This is a genomic window from Dyella sp. C11, from assembly GCF_003121485.1.
Classification (GTDB): domain Bacteria; phylum Pseudomonadota; class Gammaproteobacteria; order Xanthomonadales; family Rhodanobacteraceae; genus Dyella.
This window is the reverse complement of sequence record NZ_QAVX01000001.1, coordinates 341,310-360,939: the sequence shown is the minus strand read 5'-3', so window position 1 is coordinate 360,939 and position 19,630 is coordinate 341,310. Positions and strand designations below refer to the sequence as shown.

General features: G+C 64.4%; 19 protein-coding genes. 5 read left to right on the top strand and 14 right to left on the bottom strand.

Going from position 1 to position 19,630, the window contains the following annotated elements; genetic code table 11:
* Window positions 1–162 precede the first annotated feature (162 nt).
* Both DK366_RS01530 and DK366_RS01525 read left to right on the top strand, forming a co-directional pair.
* Window positions 163–2,700: a penicillin-binding protein 1A gene (locus DK366_RS01530; RefSeq protein WP_109123741.1), complete on the top strand. Its 2,538-nt coding sequence runs from the start codon at window positions 163–165 to the stop codon at window positions 2,698–2,700.
* A gap of 85 nt (window positions 2,701–2,785) precedes the next feature.
* Window positions 2,786–3,463: a hypothetical protein gene (locus DK366_RS01525; RefSeq protein WP_109123740.1), complete on the top strand. Its 678-nt coding sequence runs from the start codon at window positions 2,786–2,788 to the stop codon at window positions 3,461–3,463.
* A gap of 273 nt (window positions 3,464–3,736) precedes the next feature.
* On the opposite strand, the gene DK366_RS01520 is transcribed toward DK366_RS01525, so the two are convergent.
* The 7 genes from DK366_RS01520 to rpoZ all read right to left on the bottom strand — a co-directional run bounded on the left by DK366_RS01520 (window position 3,737) and on the right by rpoZ (window position 11,898).
* A complete protein-coding gene (locus tag DK366_RS01520) occupies window positions 3,737–5,032 on the bottom strand; it encodes a citrate synthase (protein WP_109123739.1) in 1,296 nt (431 codons plus the stop codon).
* Between the two features lie 256 nt (window positions 5,033–5,288).
* A complete protein-coding gene (locus DK366_RS01515) occupies window positions 5,289–5,534 on the bottom strand; it encodes a type B 50S ribosomal protein L31 (RefSeq protein WP_109123738.1) in 246 nt (81 codons plus the stop codon).
* Between the two features lie 108 nt (window positions 5,535–5,642).
* Window positions 5,643–6,569, bottom strand: a complete 927-nt coding sequence (locus DK366_RS01510; protein ID WP_109123737.1) for a nucleoside hydrolase — start codon at window positions 6,567–6,569, stop codon at window positions 5,643–5,645.
* An 88-nt stretch (window positions 6,570–6,657) separates the two neighbouring features.
* The gene (recG, locus tag DK366_RS01505) at window positions 6,658–8,775 is read right to left on the bottom strand and encodes an ATP-dependent DNA helicase RecG (RefSeq protein WP_109123736.1); all 2,118 of its coding nucleotides are present in this window, start codon (window positions 8,773–8,775) and stop codon (window positions 6,658–6,660) included.
* A gap of 80 nt (window positions 8,776–8,855) precedes the next feature.
* Window positions 8,856–9,239, bottom strand: coding sequence for a RidA family protein (locus DK366_RS01500; protein ID WP_109123735.1), 384 nt, complete (start codon window positions 9,237–9,239; stop codon window positions 8,856–8,858).
* 69 nt (window positions 9,240–9,308) lie between these two features.
* Window positions 9,309–11,474, bottom strand: coding sequence for a bifunctional (p)ppGpp synthetase/guanosine-3',5'-bis(diphosphate) 3'-pyrophosphohydrolase (locus DK366_RS01495; protein WP_109123734.1), 2,166 nt, complete (start codon window positions 11,472–11,474; stop codon window positions 9,309–9,311).
* Between the two features lie 133 nt (window positions 11,475–11,607).
* The gene (rpoZ, locus tag DK366_RS01490; RefSeq protein ID WP_109123733.1) at window positions 11,608–11,898 is read right to left on the bottom strand and encodes a DNA-directed RNA polymerase subunit omega; all 291 of its coding nucleotides are present in this window, start codon (window positions 11,896–11,898) and stop codon (window positions 11,608–11,610) included.
* 200 nt (window positions 11,899–12,098) lie between these two features.
* Between rpoZ and DK366_RS01485 the strand changes: the two genes are divergently transcribed.
* Window positions 12,099–12,947 carry a VacJ family lipoprotein gene (locus DK366_RS01485; RefSeq protein WP_109123732.1) on the top strand — a complete coding sequence of 283 codons (849 nt, stop codon included), beginning with the start codon at window positions 12,099–12,101 and terminating at the stop codon, window positions 12,945–12,947.
* A gap of 69 nt (window positions 12,948–13,016) precedes the next feature.
* On the opposite strand, the gene DK366_RS01480 is transcribed toward DK366_RS01485, so the two are convergent.
* The 7 genes from DK366_RS01480 to DK366_RS01450 form a co-directional block, all read right to left on the bottom strand.
* On the bottom strand, window positions 13,017–13,322 hold the full coding sequence (locus DK366_RS01480; protein WP_109123731.1) for an STAS domain-containing protein: 306 nt from the start codon (window positions 13,320–13,322) through the stop codon (window positions 13,017–13,019).
* Window positions 13,319–14,002, bottom strand: coding sequence for an ABC transporter substrate-binding protein (locus tag DK366_RS01475; protein ID WP_109123730.1), 684 nt, complete (start codon window positions 14,000–14,002; stop codon window positions 13,319–13,321). The genes DK366_RS01480 and DK366_RS01475 overlap by 4 nt, the downstream gene beginning before the upstream one ends.
* Before the next feature lie 53 nt (window positions 14,003–14,055).
* On the bottom strand, window positions 14,056–14,916 hold the full coding sequence (gene mlaD, locus DK366_RS01470) for an outer membrane lipid asymmetry maintenance protein MlaD (RefSeq protein ID WP_109123729.1): 861 nt from the start codon (window positions 14,914–14,916) through the stop codon (window positions 14,056–14,058).
* Window positions 14,917–14,962: 46 nt separating this feature from the next.
* Window positions 14,963–15,736 carry a lipid asymmetry maintenance ABC transporter permease subunit MlaE gene (gene mlaE, locus DK366_RS01465; protein WP_109123728.1) on the bottom strand — a complete coding sequence of 258 codons (774 nt, stop codon included), beginning with the start codon at window positions 15,734–15,736 and terminating at the stop codon, window positions 14,963–14,965.
* A complete protein-coding gene (locus DK366_RS01460; protein WP_109123727.1) occupies window positions 15,733–16,569 on the bottom strand; it encodes an ABC transporter ATP-binding protein in 837 nt (278 codons plus the stop codon). Before DK366_RS01460 ends, mlaE begins: the two co-directional genes overlap by 4 nt.
* A 138-nt stretch (window positions 16,570–16,707) precedes the next feature.
* Window positions 16,708–17,349, bottom strand: coding sequence for a guanylate kinase (gmk, locus tag DK366_RS01455; RefSeq protein WP_109123726.1), 642 nt, complete (start codon window positions 17,347–17,349; stop codon window positions 16,708–16,710).
* Window positions 17,346–18,206 carry a YicC/YloC family endoribonuclease gene (locus DK366_RS01450; protein WP_109123725.1) on the bottom strand — a complete coding sequence of 287 codons (861 nt, stop codon included), beginning with the start codon at window positions 18,204–18,206 and terminating at the stop codon, window positions 17,346–17,348. Before DK366_RS01450 ends, gmk begins: the two co-directional genes overlap by 4 nt.
* Before the next feature lie 76 nt (window positions 18,207–18,282).
* Between DK366_RS01450 and rph the strand changes: the two genes are divergently transcribed.
* Window positions 18,283–19,014, top strand: coding sequence for a ribonuclease PH (gene rph, locus DK366_RS01445; RefSeq protein WP_109123912.1), 732 nt, complete (start codon window positions 18,283–18,285; stop codon window positions 19,012–19,014).
* A 15-nt stretch (window positions 19,015–19,029) separates the two neighbouring features.
* Window positions 19,030–19,629, top strand: a complete 600-nt coding sequence (rdgB, locus tag DK366_RS01440; RefSeq protein ID WP_109123724.1) for an RdgB/HAM1 family non-canonical purine NTP pyrophosphatase — start codon at window positions 19,030–19,032, stop codon at window positions 19,627–19,629.
* Window position 19,630 lies beyond the last annotated feature (1 nt).

The window sequence follows — 19,630 nt, the reverse complement described above, 5'->3', positions numbered from 1 at the left end:
GCCTACGAGCTTTTTCTCGACTCATTCGCGTGACGGCTTCCACAGGTTGGGCGAATGACCGGATGGCCTGTTTTTTGCTGTGACGCGCTCGGTTCATGCCGTGGATACTGCTACATCTATACTCTGTCTTGTTTTGACTCACGTCTCGCAAACACCCAAATCATGCAAATTCTTAAGCGGTTGCTGCGCTGGATACTGGTCCTGGCTTTTACAGGTTTGCTGCTGGGCGTGGCGGCGATTGGCGTGGCCTACTGGCTTATTTCCCCCCGTCTCCCCTCGGTGGCCGTCCTCAAGGATTACCACATGCAGGTGCCGCTCAGGGTGCTCTCTTCGGATGGCAAACTGATTGCGAGCTTTGGTGAAACCCGCCGCATCCCGGTGGCCGTGGGCGATGTCCCCGAGCGCCTCAAGCACGCCGTGCTGGCCGCCGAGGACGCCAGCTTCTACCAGCACCCGGGCGTGGACTGGCATGGCATCGCCCGCGCCAGCTGGCACGTGGTGTCCTCCGGCGGCGACAAGGGATCGGGCGGTTCCACCATTACCCAGCAGGTGGCCCGCAACTTCTTCCTGAGCCCGGAAAAGCTCTATTCCCGCAAGCTGACCGAGATCTTCATTGCCCTGCGCATGGAGAGCGAGCTGACCAAGGACCAGATCCTGGAGCTCTACCTCAACAAGATGTTCCTGGGCCACCGCTCCTATGGCGTGGCCGCCGCGGCGTCCTACTACTACGGCAAGACGCTGGACCAGCTAACCGTGGCCGAATGCGCCGCCCTGGCCTCCACCTTCCAGTTGCCCTCGCTGGTGAACCCGCTCAACAGCCCCAAGCGCATGGTCGCCCGCCGCAACTGGGTCCTGGGCCAGATGCTGGAAAACCGTTTCATCTCCAAGGCCGAGTACGACCAGGCCATCGAGGAACCGCTCAACGCCTCGCCGCATGAGCCGGCAATCGAGGTGGATGCGCCGTACCTGGCCGAGATGGTGCGCCTGCAGGTGCTTGACCGCCTCGGCAACGACGCCCTGACCGAGGGCTACGTGGTCAAGACCACGGTGGACAGCAAGCACCAGCAGGCCGCCGTGGACGCCGTCCGCTCCGGCCTGGTGGAGTACGACCACCGCCACGGCTGGCGCGGCCCCGAGGCCCATCAGGAACTGGCTGCCGAAGCCAGCACGGACGACCTGGACCGCGCCTTGGCCGGCTACGGCGACATTGCCGGCATGCAGCCGGGCATCGTCACCCAGTCCACCGCCAGCGAGGCCAGCATCTACCTGGTCAACCGTGACGAGGTAAAGCTCAGCCTTGAATCCATGAGCTGGGCCCGCCCCCGCATCGACGACACCCGCGTCGGTGCCACGCCCAAGAGCGTGTCCACCGTGCTCAAGCGCGGCGACATCGTGCGCGTGACGCGTGATGAAAAGGGTCAGTGGCAGCTCACGCAGATCCCGGCCGCCCAGAGCGCGCTGGTGTCGCTCAATCCGGAAGATGGCTCGCTGCAGGCCCTGGTTGGCGGCTTCAACTTCCTGCGCAGCAAGTTCAACCGTGCGGTGATGGCAGCCCGCCAGCCGGGCTCCAGCTTCAAGCCCTTCATTTACTCGGCGGCCTTCGAACGCGGCTTCACGCCAGCCTCCATCGTCAACGATGCCCCGCTCGCCCTGCCCGATCCGTCGCGACCGGGCGGCCTGTGGACGCCCTCAAACGACGACGACAAGTTCGACGGCCCCATCCGCCTGCGCGAAGCGCTGGTGCTGTCCAAGAACCTGGTGTCGGTGCGATTGCTCGACGCCATCGGCGTGCGCTTTGCCCGCGAGTACGCCACCCGTTTCGGCTTCGCGCTCGACTCCTTGCCCGGCACCCTGTCCATGGCACTGGGTACGGCCTCGGTGTCGCCCATGAGCATGGCCCGTGGCTACTCGGTGTTTGCCAATGGCGGCTACCTCGTCACGCCGTACTTCATCAGCGAAATCGACGACCGCGACGGCAAGCCCGTCTACGCCGCCAACCCGGCCCGTGCGTGCCGTACCTGCGCCGAACGCCTGCTCGACACCCGCCCTCCGGGTCCGCCGCCAGCCAACGCGAGCGCCGCGCCGGGCAACAGCGTGGCGGCCGCTGGCAGCGCCGGTGGGGTTCCGACGACCTCCGGCAGCGTGGCTGGCGTAGGCGACGCGGTGTTGCCGGCCGACGCCCACGGTGACGGCGCCCATGCCCCCGTCCTGGCCCCGCAAGTGATCGAAGTGCGCAACGACTACCTGGTCACCTCGCTGATGCAGGATGTCGTGAAGCGCGGTACCGCCGCGGCCGCGGCCACGCTTGGCCGCACCGACCTGGCCGGCAAGACCGGCTCGACCAACGATCACCGCGATGCATGGTTCGCCGGCTTCAACGGCAACGTGGTCACCACCGTTTGGGTCGGCTTCGACGACTTCAGCTCGCTCGGCAAGGGCGAGTTCGGCGCCAAGGCCGCCCTGCCGATCTGGATGTCCTACATGGGCACAGTACTCAAGGACCAGCCGCCGGCCATCTTGCCGATGCCGCCCGGTATCACTACGGTACAGATCGACCGCCAAAGCGGTTTGCCGGCCGGGTCGGACGACCCGAACATCATGTCCGAGATCTTCAAGGTCGAGGACGTGGACCGGTTGCGCAACCAGGCCAACCAGCAGCAGGAGGACCAGGATCAGCAGCACGCCTACGACATCTTCTAATCGTCGGCAGCGCCGGTTCTTCGCCCAGGCCGCACTGCCGCCCGCGCTCGCACCAGCGAGCGCCAGATTGCCGGAGGAATGAGGCATGGCACGAGGTCAGCACCATCGCATCCACGCGCAGGATCGTCTTCAGCGCAAACGTCTGCTCGTTGCCCAGGAAGCGGCGCGACTGATGAGCGAACACGGCATCCGCGATTTCCATCACGCCAAGATCAAGGCCGCCGAGCGGCTGGGCATCATCGACGCACAGGCGTTGCCGCGTAACAACGAAATCGAAGATGCACTGCGCGAACACCAGCGCATCTTCCACGCCGACTCCCATCCGCAACTGCTGCAGGAACGCCGCGAAGCCGCAGCGGAAGCCATGCGCTTCCTCGACCGCTTCGATCCACGCCTGGTCGGCGCGGTGCTCGAGGGTACCGCCGATACACATTCGGCCGTGTGCCTGCATGTCTTCAGCGATACCGCCGAGAACGTCGTGCTGTTCCTGCAGGAGCGAGGCGTGCCACTGACCCAGCAGACCCGCCGCCTGCGCGTCACGCGCGACGATCAGGTGGAATATCCCGTCCTGCTGTTCGCCGCCGACGGCCTTCCCTTTGATATCACCGTGCTGCCCCGCGACGCCTTGAAGCAGGCGCCACTCGATCGCATCGACGAAAAACCCATGCGACGCGCATCGCTCGCCGCCGTCGAAGAACTGCTTGCCGCCAACGACGGCCAGGAGGATGAGTTCGAGCGGATGCTGTCGTCGGCGTTGCGTTGAACAGCGGTACCGTCAGGTGAAGAACGAAAAAGCCCCGGAAACCGGGGCTTTTTCGTGCGCCGCGAAGGCACGATGACATGACACTGGATGGCTGCCATGCAGCGCATCGGATGACTTGGCGGCGATATCGCCGGCATGTGTCGCGCACAGGGTGCGGTCCCACATGGGCTCGCTCGTCTGTGGGAGCGCTCCCTGTGCGCGACACAATCTGGCGAAAGCCCACAAAAAAAGCCCCGGAAAACCGGGGCTTTTTTCATGCCTTGAACAAGCCGATCAGCGCTTGTCGGTCGACACGTAGTCACGCACGTTGGCGCCGGTGTAGATCTGGCGCGGACGGCCGATGCGCGATCCCGGGGTTTCGTGCTGTTCGATCCAGTGCGAGATCCAGCCGGACGTGCGGGCGATGGCGAACATCACCGTGAACATTTCGGTCGGGATGCCCAGCGCCTTGTAGATGATGCCGGAGTAGAAGTCGACATTCGGGTACAGCTTGCGCTCCACGAAGTAGTCGTCCTTCAGCGCGGCTTCTTCCAGCTTCATGGCCACGTCGAGCAGCGGGTCGTTGACGCCCAGCTCGTTCAGCACCTTGTGGCACATTTCGCGGATGATCTTCGCGCGCGGATCGAAGTTCTTGTACACGCGGTGGCCGAAGCCCATCAGGCGGAAGTTGTCGTTCTTGTCCTTCGCGCGCTTGACGGCAGTCTCGACCTTGTCGGCCGTACCGATCTCTTCGAGCATCTTCAGCACGGCTTCGTTGGCACCACCGTGCGCCGGGCCCCAAAGCGCCGTGATGCCGGCAGCGATGGAAGCGTACGGATTGGCACCGGTCGAACCCACCAGGCGAACGGTCGAGGTCGACGCATTCTGCTCGTGGTCGGCATGCAGGATGAACAGCAGGTCCAGCGCCTTGGCGGCAACCGGGCTCATTTCCAGCGGCTCGCTCGGCACTTCGAACATCATGTGCAGGAAGCGGTCGACGTACTCGAGATTGTTGCGCGGGTAGCGGAACGGCCAGCCGATGGAATAGCGGTAGCAGGCAGCGGCGATGGTCGGCATCTTGGCGATCAGGCGGATCGCGGCCAGCTTGCGGTCTTCGGCGTTATCGACGTCGATGTCGTCGTGATAGAAGGCCGACAGCGAAGCCACCGAGGCGGCCAGCATGGCCATCGGGTGCGCGTCGTGGTGGAAGCCCTTGAAGAAGTCCTTCAGGGACTCGTGCATCATCGTGTGATGCGTGATGTCGTGCTCAAACTTGGCGAACTGGTCCTTGTTCGGCAACTCGCCATTGAGCAGCAGGTACGAGGTTTCGAGGAAGTTCGACTTCTCGGCGAGCTGCTCGATCGGGTAACCGCGATACAGCAGGACGCCCTCGTCGCCGTCGATATAGGTGATGGCGCTCTTGGTGCTGGCAGTGCTGCCGTAACCCGGGTCATAGGTGAAATGCCCCGTGTCCTTGTACAGCGTTCCGATGTCGATGCATGCGGGACCGAGCGTACCGCTCAGCAGGGGCAGTTCACTGCTGCGGTTGGTCGACTCATCCACCAACTTGACGATCTTGGAATCGGACACGGAAAACCTCCTTCACGAAATGTCGTCGCCGACGTCTCGCCCGTGGGGCGATGGCCGACGAGGTAGGGTTGATGTCGCGTATGGGGATGGCTGCGACACCTCGCCGCCCATTATCACATATCGACCCACCAACATGCCCTAGCGGATGGTCGGATGGCGGACGCAAAAACGCACGGGGCGAGCTGATGCTCGCCCCGTGCGATCAAGCCTGGACACGCTGCGTAACCGCCGCGTGACAGCCTATGCGTTCGCGCGATTACTTCTGCGCGTAGCGCTTGCGGAACTTGTCCACGCGGCCGCCGGTATCAAGCGTCTTCTGCTTGCCGGTGTAGAACGGATGGGAGTGGCTCGAGATATCCACCTTGATCAGCGGGTACTCGTTACCGTCTTCCCACTTGACGGAATCCTTGGTGGCGATCGTCGAACGCGTAAGGAACGCGAAATCCGACGACAGGTCCTGGAACACCACCGGGCGATAATTCGGATGGGTATCGGGCTTCATGACAGACTCAAAGCGGTGGGTGAAAAGAGCGGCATTTTAACCACAGGCCGCACTCATTGGCAAGTAGGTCAGTGACTTGGGCCGGGGAAACCGGCCCAGCGGGCCGTTTCAGGCCCCCAGCGCCCGCTTCACCATGGCCGCAAAACCGGCCTGGTCCACTTCCATCACGATGCGTGCATTCGCCGGCTTGCCATGGCGTGCGGTCCAGTCGACCACGGTCGCGCCACGCGTCAGGCGACCATCCATTTCCACGGCCACGTGGCGTTCTTCCATGCGCGTGACGATGCCCGGATCGATCGCCACAGCCATCGCCAATGCGTCAGCGGCGATGACACCGTGACGACCACGCTTTGCATTGAATGCGCGCGCCGTGCCAAACACCTTGTCGAAGAACGTGGCGCGCTGATCGCCTGCCGCGATCCAGCCGTTGAACTCTTCGTCGTCGAACGCATGGCGCAGCACGACTTCCCAATCGACCAGGTCGAACGAAGGAAACGCCTCGAACACCACGTGCGCCGCCTCGGGATCGAAACCGATGTTGAATTCCGCCGGGATCTTGCCGGTGTTGCCCAGGCCCGTGACGGCGCCACCCATGATCACCAGGCGCTTCACGCGCTGCGGCAACGAAGGATCCAGACGCACCGCCAGCGCGAGATTGGTCAGCGGGCCGAGGCACACCAGCGTGAGATCAGGATGCTCGCGGGTGAGGCGCAGGATGGCGTGCACGGCATGCTCGCCCGAGGCAACGGTCCTGGGCTCGGGAAAACCCACATCGCCCAGGCCATCGGCGCCGTGCACATGCACGGCATCTTCCTCGGGCAAGCGCACGAGCGGCGTCGGGCATCCCGGAAAAACCGGCGTCGCCTTGTCCACCAGGTCGACCAGCGTGCGTGCGTTACGCACGGTGTGGCCCAGGCCGACATTGCCGGCGGCGATCGTCAAGCCAAGCACGTCAGCATGCGCGTGCGCCATCAGGATGGCGAGCGCGTCATCCACGCCCGGGTCGGTGTCGATCAACAGCTGCAGCTGGCTCATGACGATTTTTCTTTGGGGGGATTGGTTAGCTTAGGGCCTCGCGGTGCGCGCGCAAAGCCCGCCCGGACGTGGCGCTGTGGCGACGCACTCAGGCGTGCGCGTAGCGGGCGGCAGAGCCGATCCAGCGCGTGATCAGCAACTCGGCCTGTTCCGGATGACGCGCCAGCAGTTGGGCACCGACATCCTGCACGGCGGGCAACAAATGGGCGTCCCGCGCAAGGTCCGCAATGCGGAAACTCAACTGACCCGTTTGTCGCGTTCCCAACACCTCGCCGGGGCCACGCAACTCCAGGTCTTTCTCTGCGATGCGGAAACCATCGTTGGTCTCGCGCATCACCTGCAGGCGCTCCTGCGCCAGCTGCCCGAGCGGCGGCTGATAGAGCAGCACGCAATTGGAGGCAATGGCGCCACGACCCACGCGCCCGCGCAGCTGGTGCAATTGGGACAAGCCCAGGCGCTCGCTGTTTTCGATCACCATCAGGCTGGCGTTGGGCACATCCACGCCCACTTCGATCACCGTGGTCGCCACCAGCACCGACAGCTCGCCAGCCTTGAAGGCATCCATCACCACCTGCTTTTCCTTGGGCTTCATGCGTCCATGGATAAGCCCGATGCGGCAGTCGGACAGCGCAGCGGACAACTCCGCATGTGCCACTTCAGCCGCCTGCGCGCGCAACTGTTCGGATTCCTCGATCAACGTGCATACCCAATACACCTGCCTTCCTTCTAGGCATGCGGCATGGATGCGTTCGATCACGTCGAAGCGGCGAGCATTGGAAATCGCAATGGTCTGCACCGGCGTACGACCTGGCGGCAGTTCGTCGATGGCGGAAACGTCGAGGTCGGCGTACGCACTCATGGCAAGCGTGCGCGGAATCGGCGTGGCGGTGAGCACCAGCTGATGCGGCACCAGGCCGGAGGCGTGATCGGCACCCTTGTCACGCAGGGAAAGGCGCTGCTGCACGCCGAAGCGGTGCTGTTCGTCCACGATCACCAAGCCCAGGCGCGCGAACGACACGCCTTCCTGCATCAACGCATGCGTACCGATCACCACATGCGCACCGGAAGCCACACGCTCCAGTGCCTGCGTGCGCGCCTTGCCGGTGACCTTGCCGGCAAGCCAGGCGACTTCGACACCGAGCGGCGTCAGCCAATGACGGAAATGATGAAGGTGCTGCTCCGCCAGCAATTCCGTAGGCGCCACCAACGCCACCTGCTGACCCGACTCCACCGCAGCAAGCGCAGCCAAGGCAGCAACAATGGTCTTGCCGCTGCCCACATCGCCCTGCACCAGGCGCAGCATCGGACGAGGTTCGGCGATGTCCTTCGCAATCTCGGCGCTGACGCGCTGCTGGGCGCCGGTGAGCCCGAACGGAAGGCTCGCCAGCAACCGCTGACGGAGGTCACCCGTTCCTTTCAAGCGCGGTGAATGGCGACGTCGCACGGCCTCGCGCATACGCTTCAGGCTGAGATGCTGGGGGAGCAATTCCTCGAAGGCCAGACGTTGCTGCGCCGGGTGACGCCCCGTCGTGAGCTGTCCAAGGTGGGCATCCGGTGGCGGCCGATGCACGTAAAGCAGCGCCTCACGCAACGAGGTGAGGCCATGCTCGACGCACAGTTCCGTGGGAATCAATTCGAGCTGCGCATCGGGCGGCAACAGCGCGAGCGCTTTTGCCACGACACCTGCGAGGCGTTTCTGTCCCAGACCTTCGGTTGTCGGGTAGACGGGCGTGAGCAGGTCGTCGACGGCGGCAGGTTCATCGCCACTCAGTCGCTGGTATTGCGGATGCACCATCTCCAGCCCCTGCCCCGCCTGCCGCACTTCGCCATAACACAGCAGGCGCGTGCCGGGCTTGAGCTGCTCCGACTGGTTACGGTTGAAGTGGAAAAAACGCAGCACCAGGGTCTGATGCGAGTCGTCGCTGATCGCCACTTTCAGCTGCGGCCGATAACGAAAGCCACGTTCGACGGCCTCGATCACACCTTCGACCTGCGCTCGCTCACCCGGTCGAAGATCGGCAATCGGCGTGACGCGCGTGCGATCTTCATAGCGCAGTGGCAGGTGGAACCACAGATCCTGCACGCGCTCGAGTCCCAACCGCGCCAGCGTCTCCGCCAGGGCAGGACCCACGCCAGGCAACGCCGATACCGGCGTTGCGCCAGGGTCGGAGAGGATCTTGGCGGCATTGGCGCGAGAGGGCGGCATCGAAGAAGCCTAACCGAGCGGATCGATCAGCGGCAGCCGGCCACTCGCGACCGGCCGTCGGCGCAGAGCGCGCAAATCGATCAGTCGAGCACCATGATGGCGTCGACTTCGATGTCGACCAGCTTGGGTAGTGCCGACACTTCGATGGTCGAGCGCGCCGGGAACGGCTTCTGGAAATACTCGGACATGATTTCGTTGACCGTGGCGAAATGGCCAAGGTTGGTCACGTAAATGCCCACGCGCACGATCTTGTCGAGCGAACCGCCAGCGGCCTCGGCCACGGCCTTGATGTTCTCGAACACCTTGCGCGCCTGCAGCGCAATGTCGCCTTCGACCGTATGGCCCGTGGCTGCATCAAGCGGGATCTGGCCCGAGAAATAGACCGTGTTGCCGGCGCGAACGGCCTGCGAATACGGGCCAATGGCGGCCGGAGCCTTGTCGGTGGAGATGATGTCGCGGGACATGGGGAGCCTCGTGGGTTGTTCAGACCCCCAGTCTAAAACCTCATGCGGCCGATGAGGAGCCGGCGCGCCTTACAGCGGATAGCGGTACGCGCCACTCACCACGCCGGTGCGGCGCACGCGACGGATCACTTCCGCGAGATGCTTGCGGTTCTTCACTTCGAGCGCGAACAACAGCGTGGCCGCCGCGGCGTCGCGCTCGACGTATTCCACGTTCTCGATGTTGGAGTTCGCCGCCGCAATGGCTGCCGCCACGGTGGCGAGCACACCCGGGCGGTTGATGACTTCGATGCGCAGTTCGGCGCGGTAATCGCCCTGCACGTCGCGGTCCCACTCGATGGCCACGCAGCGTTCCGGCGACTTGCGCAGTTCCACCACGTTCGGGCATTCCACGCGGTGCACCACAATGCCCTTGCCCGAGGAGAGATAACCGATGATCTCGTCGCCCGGCAGCGGATGACAGCAGTTGCTGAAACTGAGCACGCCGCGCTCGGCGCCGGTGATGCGGATCTTCTCCATCGCATGCGGCGACTGCTGCACGTCGGTGGACTTCTTGCCGCGTGCCGCCACCAGCTGGCTGGCCACGAGGTGCGGAATGCGGTTGCCCAGCGCGATATCGGACAACAGTTCTTCCAGGCGCTTGAGCTTGGATGTTTCGAGGAAGCGATCGAGCACGGCCGGCGGAATCGCATCGAGGCTGGTGCCCAGCGCGTCGAGCGCGCGATCGAGCATGCGGTGTCCGAAGTCCACCGCATCTTCGTGCTGGAGATGCTTCAGGTACTGGCGAATCGCCGTGCGCGCCTTGCCGGTGACCACCGATTCCAGCCACGCCGGGTTCGGCAACGCCGACGGCGCGGTGATGATTTCCACCAGCTGGCCCGACTCCAGGCGCGTGCGCAGCGGCACCAGCTTCTTGTCCACGCGCGCGGCCACGGCGTGGTCGCCCACATCGGTATGCACGGCGTAGGCGAAGTCGAGTGCGGTGGCATTGCGCGGCAGCGCGAGAATGTCGCCGCGCGGCGTGAACAGGTAGACCTCGTCCGGGAACAGGTCGATCTTGACGTTCTCGATGAACTCGGACGATGAAACGGTATTGGCCTGGCTGTCCGCCAGCGACGACAGCCACTCGCGGGCGCGCGCCTGCGCGCTGTTCGCCGGGCCGGAATCGGTCTTGTACGCCCAGTGTGCCGCCACGCCGCGCTCGGCCACCGAATCCATTTCCGCGGTGCGGATCTGCACTTCGATGGGCGCGCCGAACGGCCCCAGCAGCACGGTGTGCAGCGACTGGTAACCGTTCGCCTTGGGAATGGCGATGAAATCCTTGAAACGGCGATCCACCGGCTTGTAGAGCCCATGCACGGCGCCCAGCGCCATGTAGCAGCTCATGGCCGAATCGACCACGACGCGGAAGCCATACACGTCCATCAGCTGCGCAAAGCTCTTGTGCTCGTTGCGCATCTTCGAATAGATGCTCCACGGCGACTTGATGCGCCCCACCACCTTGGCGGTGATGTGGTCGGCCGACAGGCGCGTGGACAATGCGGTCTCGATCTTGCCCATCGCCTCGCGACGATTGCCCAGCGCCGCGCGGATGCGCTCGCTGATCACGCGGTAACGATCGGGATACAGCGCACGGAAGCCCAGGTCCTGCAGCTCCGCCTTGAACTTGTTCATGCCCAGGCGCTGCGCGATGGGCGAGTAGATTTCCAGCGTCTCGCGCGCGATGCGGCGACGTGACGGGCCATCTTTCGCGCCCAGCGTGCGCATGTTGTGCAGGCGGTCGGCCAGCTTGATCAGGATGACGCGCAGGTCGCGCGCCATGGCCAGGAGCATCTTGCGGAAGCTTTCGGCATCCGCCTCCTGCCGGCTGGAGAAGCGCATCTTGTCCAGCTTGGTGACACCATCGACCAGCTCGGCCACGGTTTCGCCGAACTCGCCGGCGAGCTCGGTGCGGCTCAGCGAGGTGTCTTCCAGGGTGTCGTGCAGGATCGCCGCGATGATGGTCTCGGCGTCCATCCCCAGCTCGGCCAGGATGCCGGCCACGGCCACGGGATGGGTGATGTAGGGCTCGCCGCTCTTGCGGGCCTGGCCCTCGTGCGCCACGGCGCCCACTTCGTAGGCGCGGACCACCTTCGCCACCTGCGCTTCAGGCAGGTAGGACACGCGCTCCTTGAGCGCCAGCACGTAGGGTGGCAGCGTCGACGAATCCTTGGTGGTGGAGTCCGTGACGGCTGGCATGGATGTTCGGTCCCCGCTCAGGCGACCGCCTCGCTGCCGTAAGGCGCTACGAGGTTGGCGACGTGGAGCCCACAGCGCAAAACGCCGGACAAGCCGGCGCTCAGGCGTTTGTGGCTACAGCCGCCGCCATCCATCAGTCATCTCCGCCCTTGGAGAGGTCGTCGTCCACTTCGGCCGCGGCCCACTCCAGCGCTTCGCGCTCGGCGCGCTCGCGCTCGGCCTTGTCGATCTCGTCGATGGTGGCCTGGTCGATGCGGCGGTCGGCGATTTCGCGCAGTGCGAGCACCGTCGGCTTGTCATGGTCGGGATGGACTGCCGGCTCGGCGCCATTTGCGAGCTGGCGGGCGCGCTTGGTCGCCATCAACACCAGTTCGAAGCGGTTGTCGACCACCTGCAGGCAGTCTTCGACAGTAATGCGGGCCATCTGAAATCCTTAGAGAATAAAGCGACTTATCATCTGTCAGTGTAGCCAGAGGCGGCTTTGCTGGCAATGCAGCAAGGCTTATCATGCGTGCCTCACGCCGCCTGCAGCCTGCGTCCTATAAGACTATGGGGGCCTGTACATAATAAAAAACCCAACAGTACAATATTGTACTCCCTCATGCCCCCAGGACAGTTGCCCCCATGCCGTCCGCTTTTCGCTCTTTCGTCATGCGCAGCCTGCCCCTGGTGGCCATCACGCTGCTTGCTGGCTGTTCCATCGCCAAACCGCGTACGGATGACCCGTACGAGAAGATGAACCGCAAGGTCTACGCCTTCAACAACTCGCTGGACCAGGCGATCATCCGGCCCGTCGCCGTGGGTTACCGCAAGGTGACCAACCCGACCATCCGTCGGTGCATGAGTGATTTCTTCACCAACATCCGCATGCCGATCACGGTGGCCAACGACCTGCTGCAGGCGCGCCCGAAGCAGGCGCTGCAGGGCAGCGGCCGCTTCCTGGTCAACCTGACGCTGGGTATTGGCGGCTTCTTCGACCCGGCCAGCCAGCTGGGTATTCCGCTGGACGACACCGATTTCGGCGTCACCCTGGCCCGCTGGGGCGTGCCGGACGGTCCGTACCTGATGGTGCCGTTCTTCGGCCCGACCACCGGACGCGATTTCTGGCAGGTGCCGGTCGATGGCTACTTCTTCGACCCCATCAGCTACTTCGAGCGCAACAACCACTACGAATACGGCCAGCAGTACCTGCCTGAGCTGATGTACCTGGTGACGATTCGCGCCAGCGCGATCGATGCGGAGAGCTTCCTCAATTCGGCCTACGATCCGTACGCCTTCATCCGCGACGCTTACCGCCAGCAGCGCATCTACAAGATCTACGACGGCAATCCGCCGGAAGAGGTCATCGAGCAGCTGCAGGGTCTGCACGACAAGAGCTTCGATCCCGATGAACTGCTCGACGAGCAGCAGAAGTGGGAAAACAGCAAGAAGCCGCAGGCGACGCAGGACCAGCCGGAACCGAAGAAAGACTGATCGCTTCTTTCGGCAGGACAAAAAAAGGGGCCGCGAGGCCCCTTTTTCATGCCGTGTGCGGCCGAAGCCTCACGCCATCAGGCTTTCAACCTCGCACACGCTGGCCAGCAGGTGCATACCCTCAGGCATGTTGCGCACGCTGAGCCTGCGACCGCGCTCGGCCGACTGCGCCAGCACCGCCAGCACGCAGGCCAGGCCGGCGCTGTCGCTGCGGGTGATGCCGGACAGATCCAGCACCGAGCGGCCATCGCGCGACACCGCCGCACCGATCGCATCGAGCGCGGCGGCGGCGTTGCCGAACGTCAGCTCGCCGCTGACGCGCACGGCGTCGGCGGCACTGTCGTCGATGCGCACGGGCGCGGAAGCCGTGTTCACTGCTTGCTGCCCGGCTGACCCTTGGTGTCCTGCTCCATTTCCTTCAGCGCCTGATCACCCTGGTTTTCGAGGTTGCTGGTGAGCTTGTCGATGCCCACCTTGCGAATCTCGGCATCCACCTGGTTGCGATAGTTGGTGATGTAGGAAATGCCCTCGATGATCACGTCGTAGGCCTTCCACGTGCCGCTCTTGTCCTTGCGGAAGGCGTAGTCGACAGCGATGGTCTTGCCATCGTCCAGCACCACCTGGCTGCGCACGATGGTGCGCTTGTCGTTGAGGTCGCCCGAGAACGGCAACACCTTCACGCGGCCACGGGTGTAGTCCAGCAGGCCTTCGGCGTAACGATGGGTGATGGAGTTGTAGAACGCCTTGGCGAAGCGCGAACGCTGGTCGGGCGTGGCTTCACGGGCGTGCTGGCCGAGCACCAGGATCGAGGCGTAGTCGATGTCGAAATTAGGCAGGAACACGCCGTCGATCACGCCGATCAACTTCTCGCGATTGTTCTTCAGCTCCTGCTGGTGGCCTTCGATCGCCTTGCCCAGCTCATCGGAGATGTGCTGCACGACTTCGTTCGGCGTCTGCTGGCTGGCCGCGCCCTGGGCGGCGTCCTGCGCAAGCACGGGGGCGGCAATCACGCTGCCGAAAGCGATGGCGGTGGCAAGAGCCAGACTGCGCAACATGGGGAAACTCCTGGGGAACATGTCGTTGGGATATCGGTGCGCGATGCGCCGGTTCAATGCTTGTCGCCGTCGGTCTTGCCGCCATCGGCCGGCTTGGCGCTGGGCGAGCCGCTGACCAGGAACTTGCCGATCAAATCTTCGATCTGCATCGCCGACTGCGTCAGCACCAGCTCATCGCCGTTCTTGAGCATGTCCGGCGAACCGCCGGGCTGGATGGCAACGTACTGGGTGCCGATCAAACCACTGGTGAACACCGCGGCGGCCGAATCGTCGGGGATCTGGTCGTAGCGCTTGTCGATGGAAAGGGTGACCTCGGCATCCAGCTTCACCGGGTCCGCCTGGATCGACTGCACGGTGCCGATGGCCACGCCGGCCATCTTCACCGGGGCGCCCACGGACAGCGAACCCACGTTGGTGAAGCGCCCCTTGACGCTGTAGCTGCCGCCAAGGTTGTCGGCCACGCCGCCGGCACCAAAGAACTTGCCGAGCATTTCTTCCAGCTGCTGCGCCGGACGCGTAAGCGCCAGCGTGCCGCCATCGGCAAGGCTCTTCTTCGAGTTGCCGTACTGCAGGCCCACGTACTGGTCGCCCAGCAGGCCGCTGGTGAAGATGGTGGCGACCGAGTTGTCGGGAATCTGGTCGTAGCGCTTGTCGATGGACAGCTTCACGTCGGCCGTTTCCTTGCCCGGATCGAGCACGATCGACTGCACCTGGCCGATGCGCACGCCCGCCACCTTCACCGGCGCACGCTCCTTGAGCTGGCCGATGTTGGCGAAGTGCGCCTCGACGGTGTAGCTGGGGCCGCGGCTGGAGTTGGCCACCGACGTGGTCTGGGTGGCGAGATAGCCGAGCGCGGCAAAGCCAAGCGCGATGAACAGGCCGGTGCCGACGGCATAGGATTGTCTCTGGCTCACGGCACGTTCCTCATGGAAAAGTGGTTGGAAAAATTCATGGCTCGGGTCACATCAGGAAGGCGGTGAGCACGAAGTCCAGCGCCAGGATGGCGATGGATGAAGCGACCACGGTGCGTGTCGTCGCATAGGCGACGCCTTCGCTGGTAGGCGGCGTGGTGTAGCCCTGGAACACGGCGATCAACGACACGACGATGCCGAACACGACGCTCTTCCAGATCACGCCGTTGATGACATCCTTCACCACCTCGACGGTGGCGGTCATGTTCGACCAGAAGGTACCGTTGTCGATGCCCAGCCAGCTCACGCCGACCAGGTGACCGCCGAAGATGCCCAGCGCGCAGAACACGCAGGCCAGCAGCGGCATGGCGATGACGCCGGCAAGAAAGCGCGGCACGGCCACGTAGGCAATCGGGTCGACCGCCATCATCTCCATCGCGGCGATCTGGTCGGTGGCGCGCATCAGGCCGATCTCGGCCGTGACCGACGTGCCCGCGCGGCCAGCGAAGAGCAACGCCGTTACCACCGGACCCAGTTCGCGATAGATGGCGATGGCCACCACCGTGCCCGTGGCCGACGTGCCACCGAAAATCGACAGCACGTCATACAGCTGCAGGCCCAGCACCATGCCGACGAACAGGCCGCAGACCATGATGATGATCAGGCTCATCGCACCGACAAACCACAGCTGGCGCACGGTCTCGCGCCAGTGGCGCATGCTGCGCGGCACGGCGGCGAGCATGCGCAGCAGGAACAGCGCGCAGTCGCCGATCTGTGCGAGCGAGCGCACCACGATGTTGTCGTTCTTCATCGCCGCACTCATGCACCACTCCCTGGAAAACCAAGCGCCTGACCCAGATCGCCGGCCGGATACTGGAACGGCACGGGACCATCGGCATCGCCGCCGAAGAACTGGCGCGTCCACGGCGAACCGTCGTCGGCGATGGTCTTCGGATCGCCCTGCGCCACGACCTTGCCGTTGGCGATGAGATAGATGTGATCGGCCACCTGCTTGATCGCTTCCAGTTCGTGTGCCACCAGCACGCTGGTGATGCCAAGCGTCTCGTTGAGCGTACGGATCAGCTTCAAGACCTGATTGAGCGCGATGGGATCGAGACCCACGAACGGCTCGTCGTACAGGATCAGCATGGGGTCGAACACGATGGCGCGCGCCAGCGCCACGCGACGCGCCATGCCGCCGGACAGCTCCGTCGGCATCAAACCCGCCGCGCCGCGCAAGCCCACGGCCTGCAGCTTGGTGAGCACGATGTTACGGATCAGCACTTCCGGCAGATCGGTGTGCTGGCGCAGCGGAAACGCCACGTTCTCGAACACGTCGTAGTCAGTGAGCAGCGCGGAATTCTGGAACAGGTAACCAATGCGTTCGCGCAACTCGAACAGCTTCTCGCGCGACAGTTTCGGCACGTTATGGCCATCCACCCACACCTCGCCCGCGTCGCCGCGCATCTGGCCGGTGATGTGTTTCAGCAGGGTGGTCTTGCCGGTACCGCTGGGGCCCATGATGGCGGTGATCTTGCCGCGCGGGATATCGATATCCAGTGCGTCGAAGACCTTCTTGCCATTGAGCACCGTGGTCAGGCCACGGACGCGCACCAGGGCGCTGTCGTCGGGCTTGGCGCTAACGGAGTCGGTCATGGGCGAAAGCTGGCTTGGGGAAAGCCGCCAAAGTAGCTGAATCGTGGCGTGAAGACCATGAGCGCTGTCTTGGTCTGCTCAGGAACAGCTAATGAAACAAGAGCTTACGAACAACAGACGTCGCAAGGAACTGCGCCCTCAGGCCAACAGTTCCTGGATCAATGCCTCGTGGCGCTCACCGGCCAACGGGCTGCGTCCGCGCACGGCATGCACGATGGACTGCAAGTCGTTGAGCGCATCGTCGAAGTTGTCGTTGACGATGATGTAGTCGAACTCATGCGCGTGGGCGATTTCCTCGCGCGAGTTGTGCAGCCGACGCGCGATCACTTCCGGGCTGTCCGAACCGCGGCCGCGCAGGCGGCGTTCCAGTTCCGCACGGGAAGGCGGAAGAATGAAAACGCTCACGCAGTCGGGCTTGCTCTTGCGAATCTGTCGCGCGCCCTGCCAGTCGATTTCCAGCAGCACGTCGCAGCCTTCGGCGAGCAGCGTGTCCACCGTGTTGCGCGAGGTGCCATACAGGTTGCCGTGCACTTCGGCATGCTCCAGGAAAATGCCGTCGGCAATTTCCTGTTCGAACGCCTCACGCTCGACGAAAAAATAATGGCGTCCATACAGCTCGCCCGGACGCGGCGGGCGCGTCGTGTGCGAGATCGACAGCGAGATGGATGGCTCGCGCTCCAGCAGCGCGTTGACCAGCGTGGACTTGCCCGCGCCCGAAGGCGCTGCCACCACGAACAGCGTGCACTGGGGATGGTCGGCGTTGGACGCGTTCGTGTTCATTCGATGTTCTGCACCTGTTCGCGCATCTGCTCGATCAACACCTTCAGGTCCACCGCCGCGTTGGTGCTGCGCACGTCGACGGCCTTGGAACCCAGCGTGTTCGCTTCGCGGTTGAATTCCTGCATGAGGAAGTCCAGGCGACGGCCCACCGGCTCCCTGGTGCTCAAGACGCGACGCGTTTCGGCGATATGCGTCGCCAGGCGATCCAGCTCTTCGTCAACGTCGCTGCGGGTGATCTGCAGCACCAGTTCCTGCTCGAGGCGACCCGGATCAACCGGTTGCTTGATGTCGGCCAGGCGCGATTCCAGGCGGGCGCGCAGGCCTTCGCGAATCTGCGGCATGAAGCTGCGCACGTCAGCCACGATGCGCTCGATGGCATCCAGGCGCTCCTTGAGCAGATCGGCCAGCTTGGCGCCTTCACGTTCACGGGTGGCCGTGAGCGCGGCAAGTGCGCGATCCAGCACGTCCATCAAGGCCGCCTGCAGCACATCCGGGTCCACCTCGGACTGCTGCAGCACGCCGGGAAAGCGCAACAGCTCGGTGAATTCGATGGACATGCGCGGAAAGCGCGCTTCCATGTCCGCTGCCAGTTCCGACAGGCGGGCCAGCGCCGTGGCGTTCACCTGCATCGACTCCGCACGGGCCTCGCCACGCAGGCGCACGGTAAGGTCCACCTTGCCGCGCGACAGCTTGGCCGCGATGCGCTCGCGCAAGGCCGACTCGAACACGCGCAGCTCGTCCGGCAGGCGCGGGCTCAATTCCAGGTAACGGTGATTGACCGTGCGAAGCTCGCAGCTGAGCGTGCCAGCAGGGCCGGTCGTCTCGGCGGAGGCGTAAGCCGTCATGCTGCGGGTCATTGGAGGCCTTCGAACGGTGAGAAAGGCTGCAATGGTAAACTTTCCCGCCCTGCCTTGCCCAATGGCCTCCTATCCCATGACCTCTTTCAGCCGCCCGAGTGGCCGCGCCGCCGACCAGTTGCGCACCGTCAGCATCGAACGCCACTACACCCGCCACGCCGAGGGCTCCGTGCTGGTGAGTTTCGGTGACACCAAGGTGTTGTGCACCGCCAGCGTGGAAGCCCGCGTGCCGCCGTGGTTGCGCGGCAAGGGCGAGGGTTGGGTCACGGCCGAATACGGCATGTTGCCGCGCGCCACCAACACCCGCATGCAGCGCGAAGCCGCGCGCGGCGGCCAGGGCGGCCGCACCATGGAAATCCAGCGACTGATCGGCCGCAGCCTGCGTGCCTGCGTGGATCGCCAGGCGCTGGGAGAACGCGTGATCACGCTGGACTGCGACGTGATCCAGGCCGACGGCGGCACGCGCACGGCCGCCATCACCGGCGCCTATGTGGCACTGGTGGACGCCGTGAGCCTGCTGATGAAGCGCGAAAACCTGCGCCGCAATCCAGTGGTGGGCGCCGTGGCCGCGGTGTCTGTGGGCATTTACCAGGGCGTGCCCGTACTCGACCTGGACTACGCCGAAGATTCCAACTGCGATACCGACATGAATGTTGTGATGAACGACGGTGGCGGTTTCATTGAAGTACAAGGCACCGCCGAAGGCCACGCCTTCCGCCGCGACGAGATGGACGCGCTGCTGGGTCTTGCCGAAAAGGGCATCACCGAGCTGGTGGCCGCGCAGCGCACTGCGCTCGGTCTGGCGTAATCCGCAGGAACGCCCATGACGCGCATCGTGCTGGCCAGCAGCAACCCCGGCAAGCTTGCCGAGTTCAACGACCTGCTCGCCGACAGCGGCCTGCAGGTGGAGCCGCAATCGGCGTTCAATGTGTCCGATGCGGAGGAAACCGGCCTGACGTTCGTGGAGAACGCACTGCTCAAGGCGCGCCACGCGTCGCGCATCAGCGGCCTGCCGGCGTTGGCAGACGATTCGGGCCTGTGCGTGTCCCATCTGCGCGGCGCACCTGGGCTGTACTCGGCGCGCTATGCGGGTACACATGGTGACAACGCCGCGAACAATGCGCGCCTTTTGCGTGAGCTGGACGGCGTGCCGACAGAGCAGCGCGGCGCGTTCTTCATCTGCGTATTGGTGTTGTTGCAGCACGCCGACGACCCGGCGCCACTCATCGCTGAAGGCCGCTGGCATGGCCGCGTGCTGACCGAACAGCGCGGCGCCCACGGCTTCGGCTACGACCCGCTGTTCCTGCCCGACGGCGAAACCGCAAGCGCGGCCGAACTGTCGCCCGGCATGAAGAACCGCATCAGCCATCGCGGCCGCGCGCTGGTGCAGCTTCGCCACGAACTCGACGTACTACGCCGCTAAG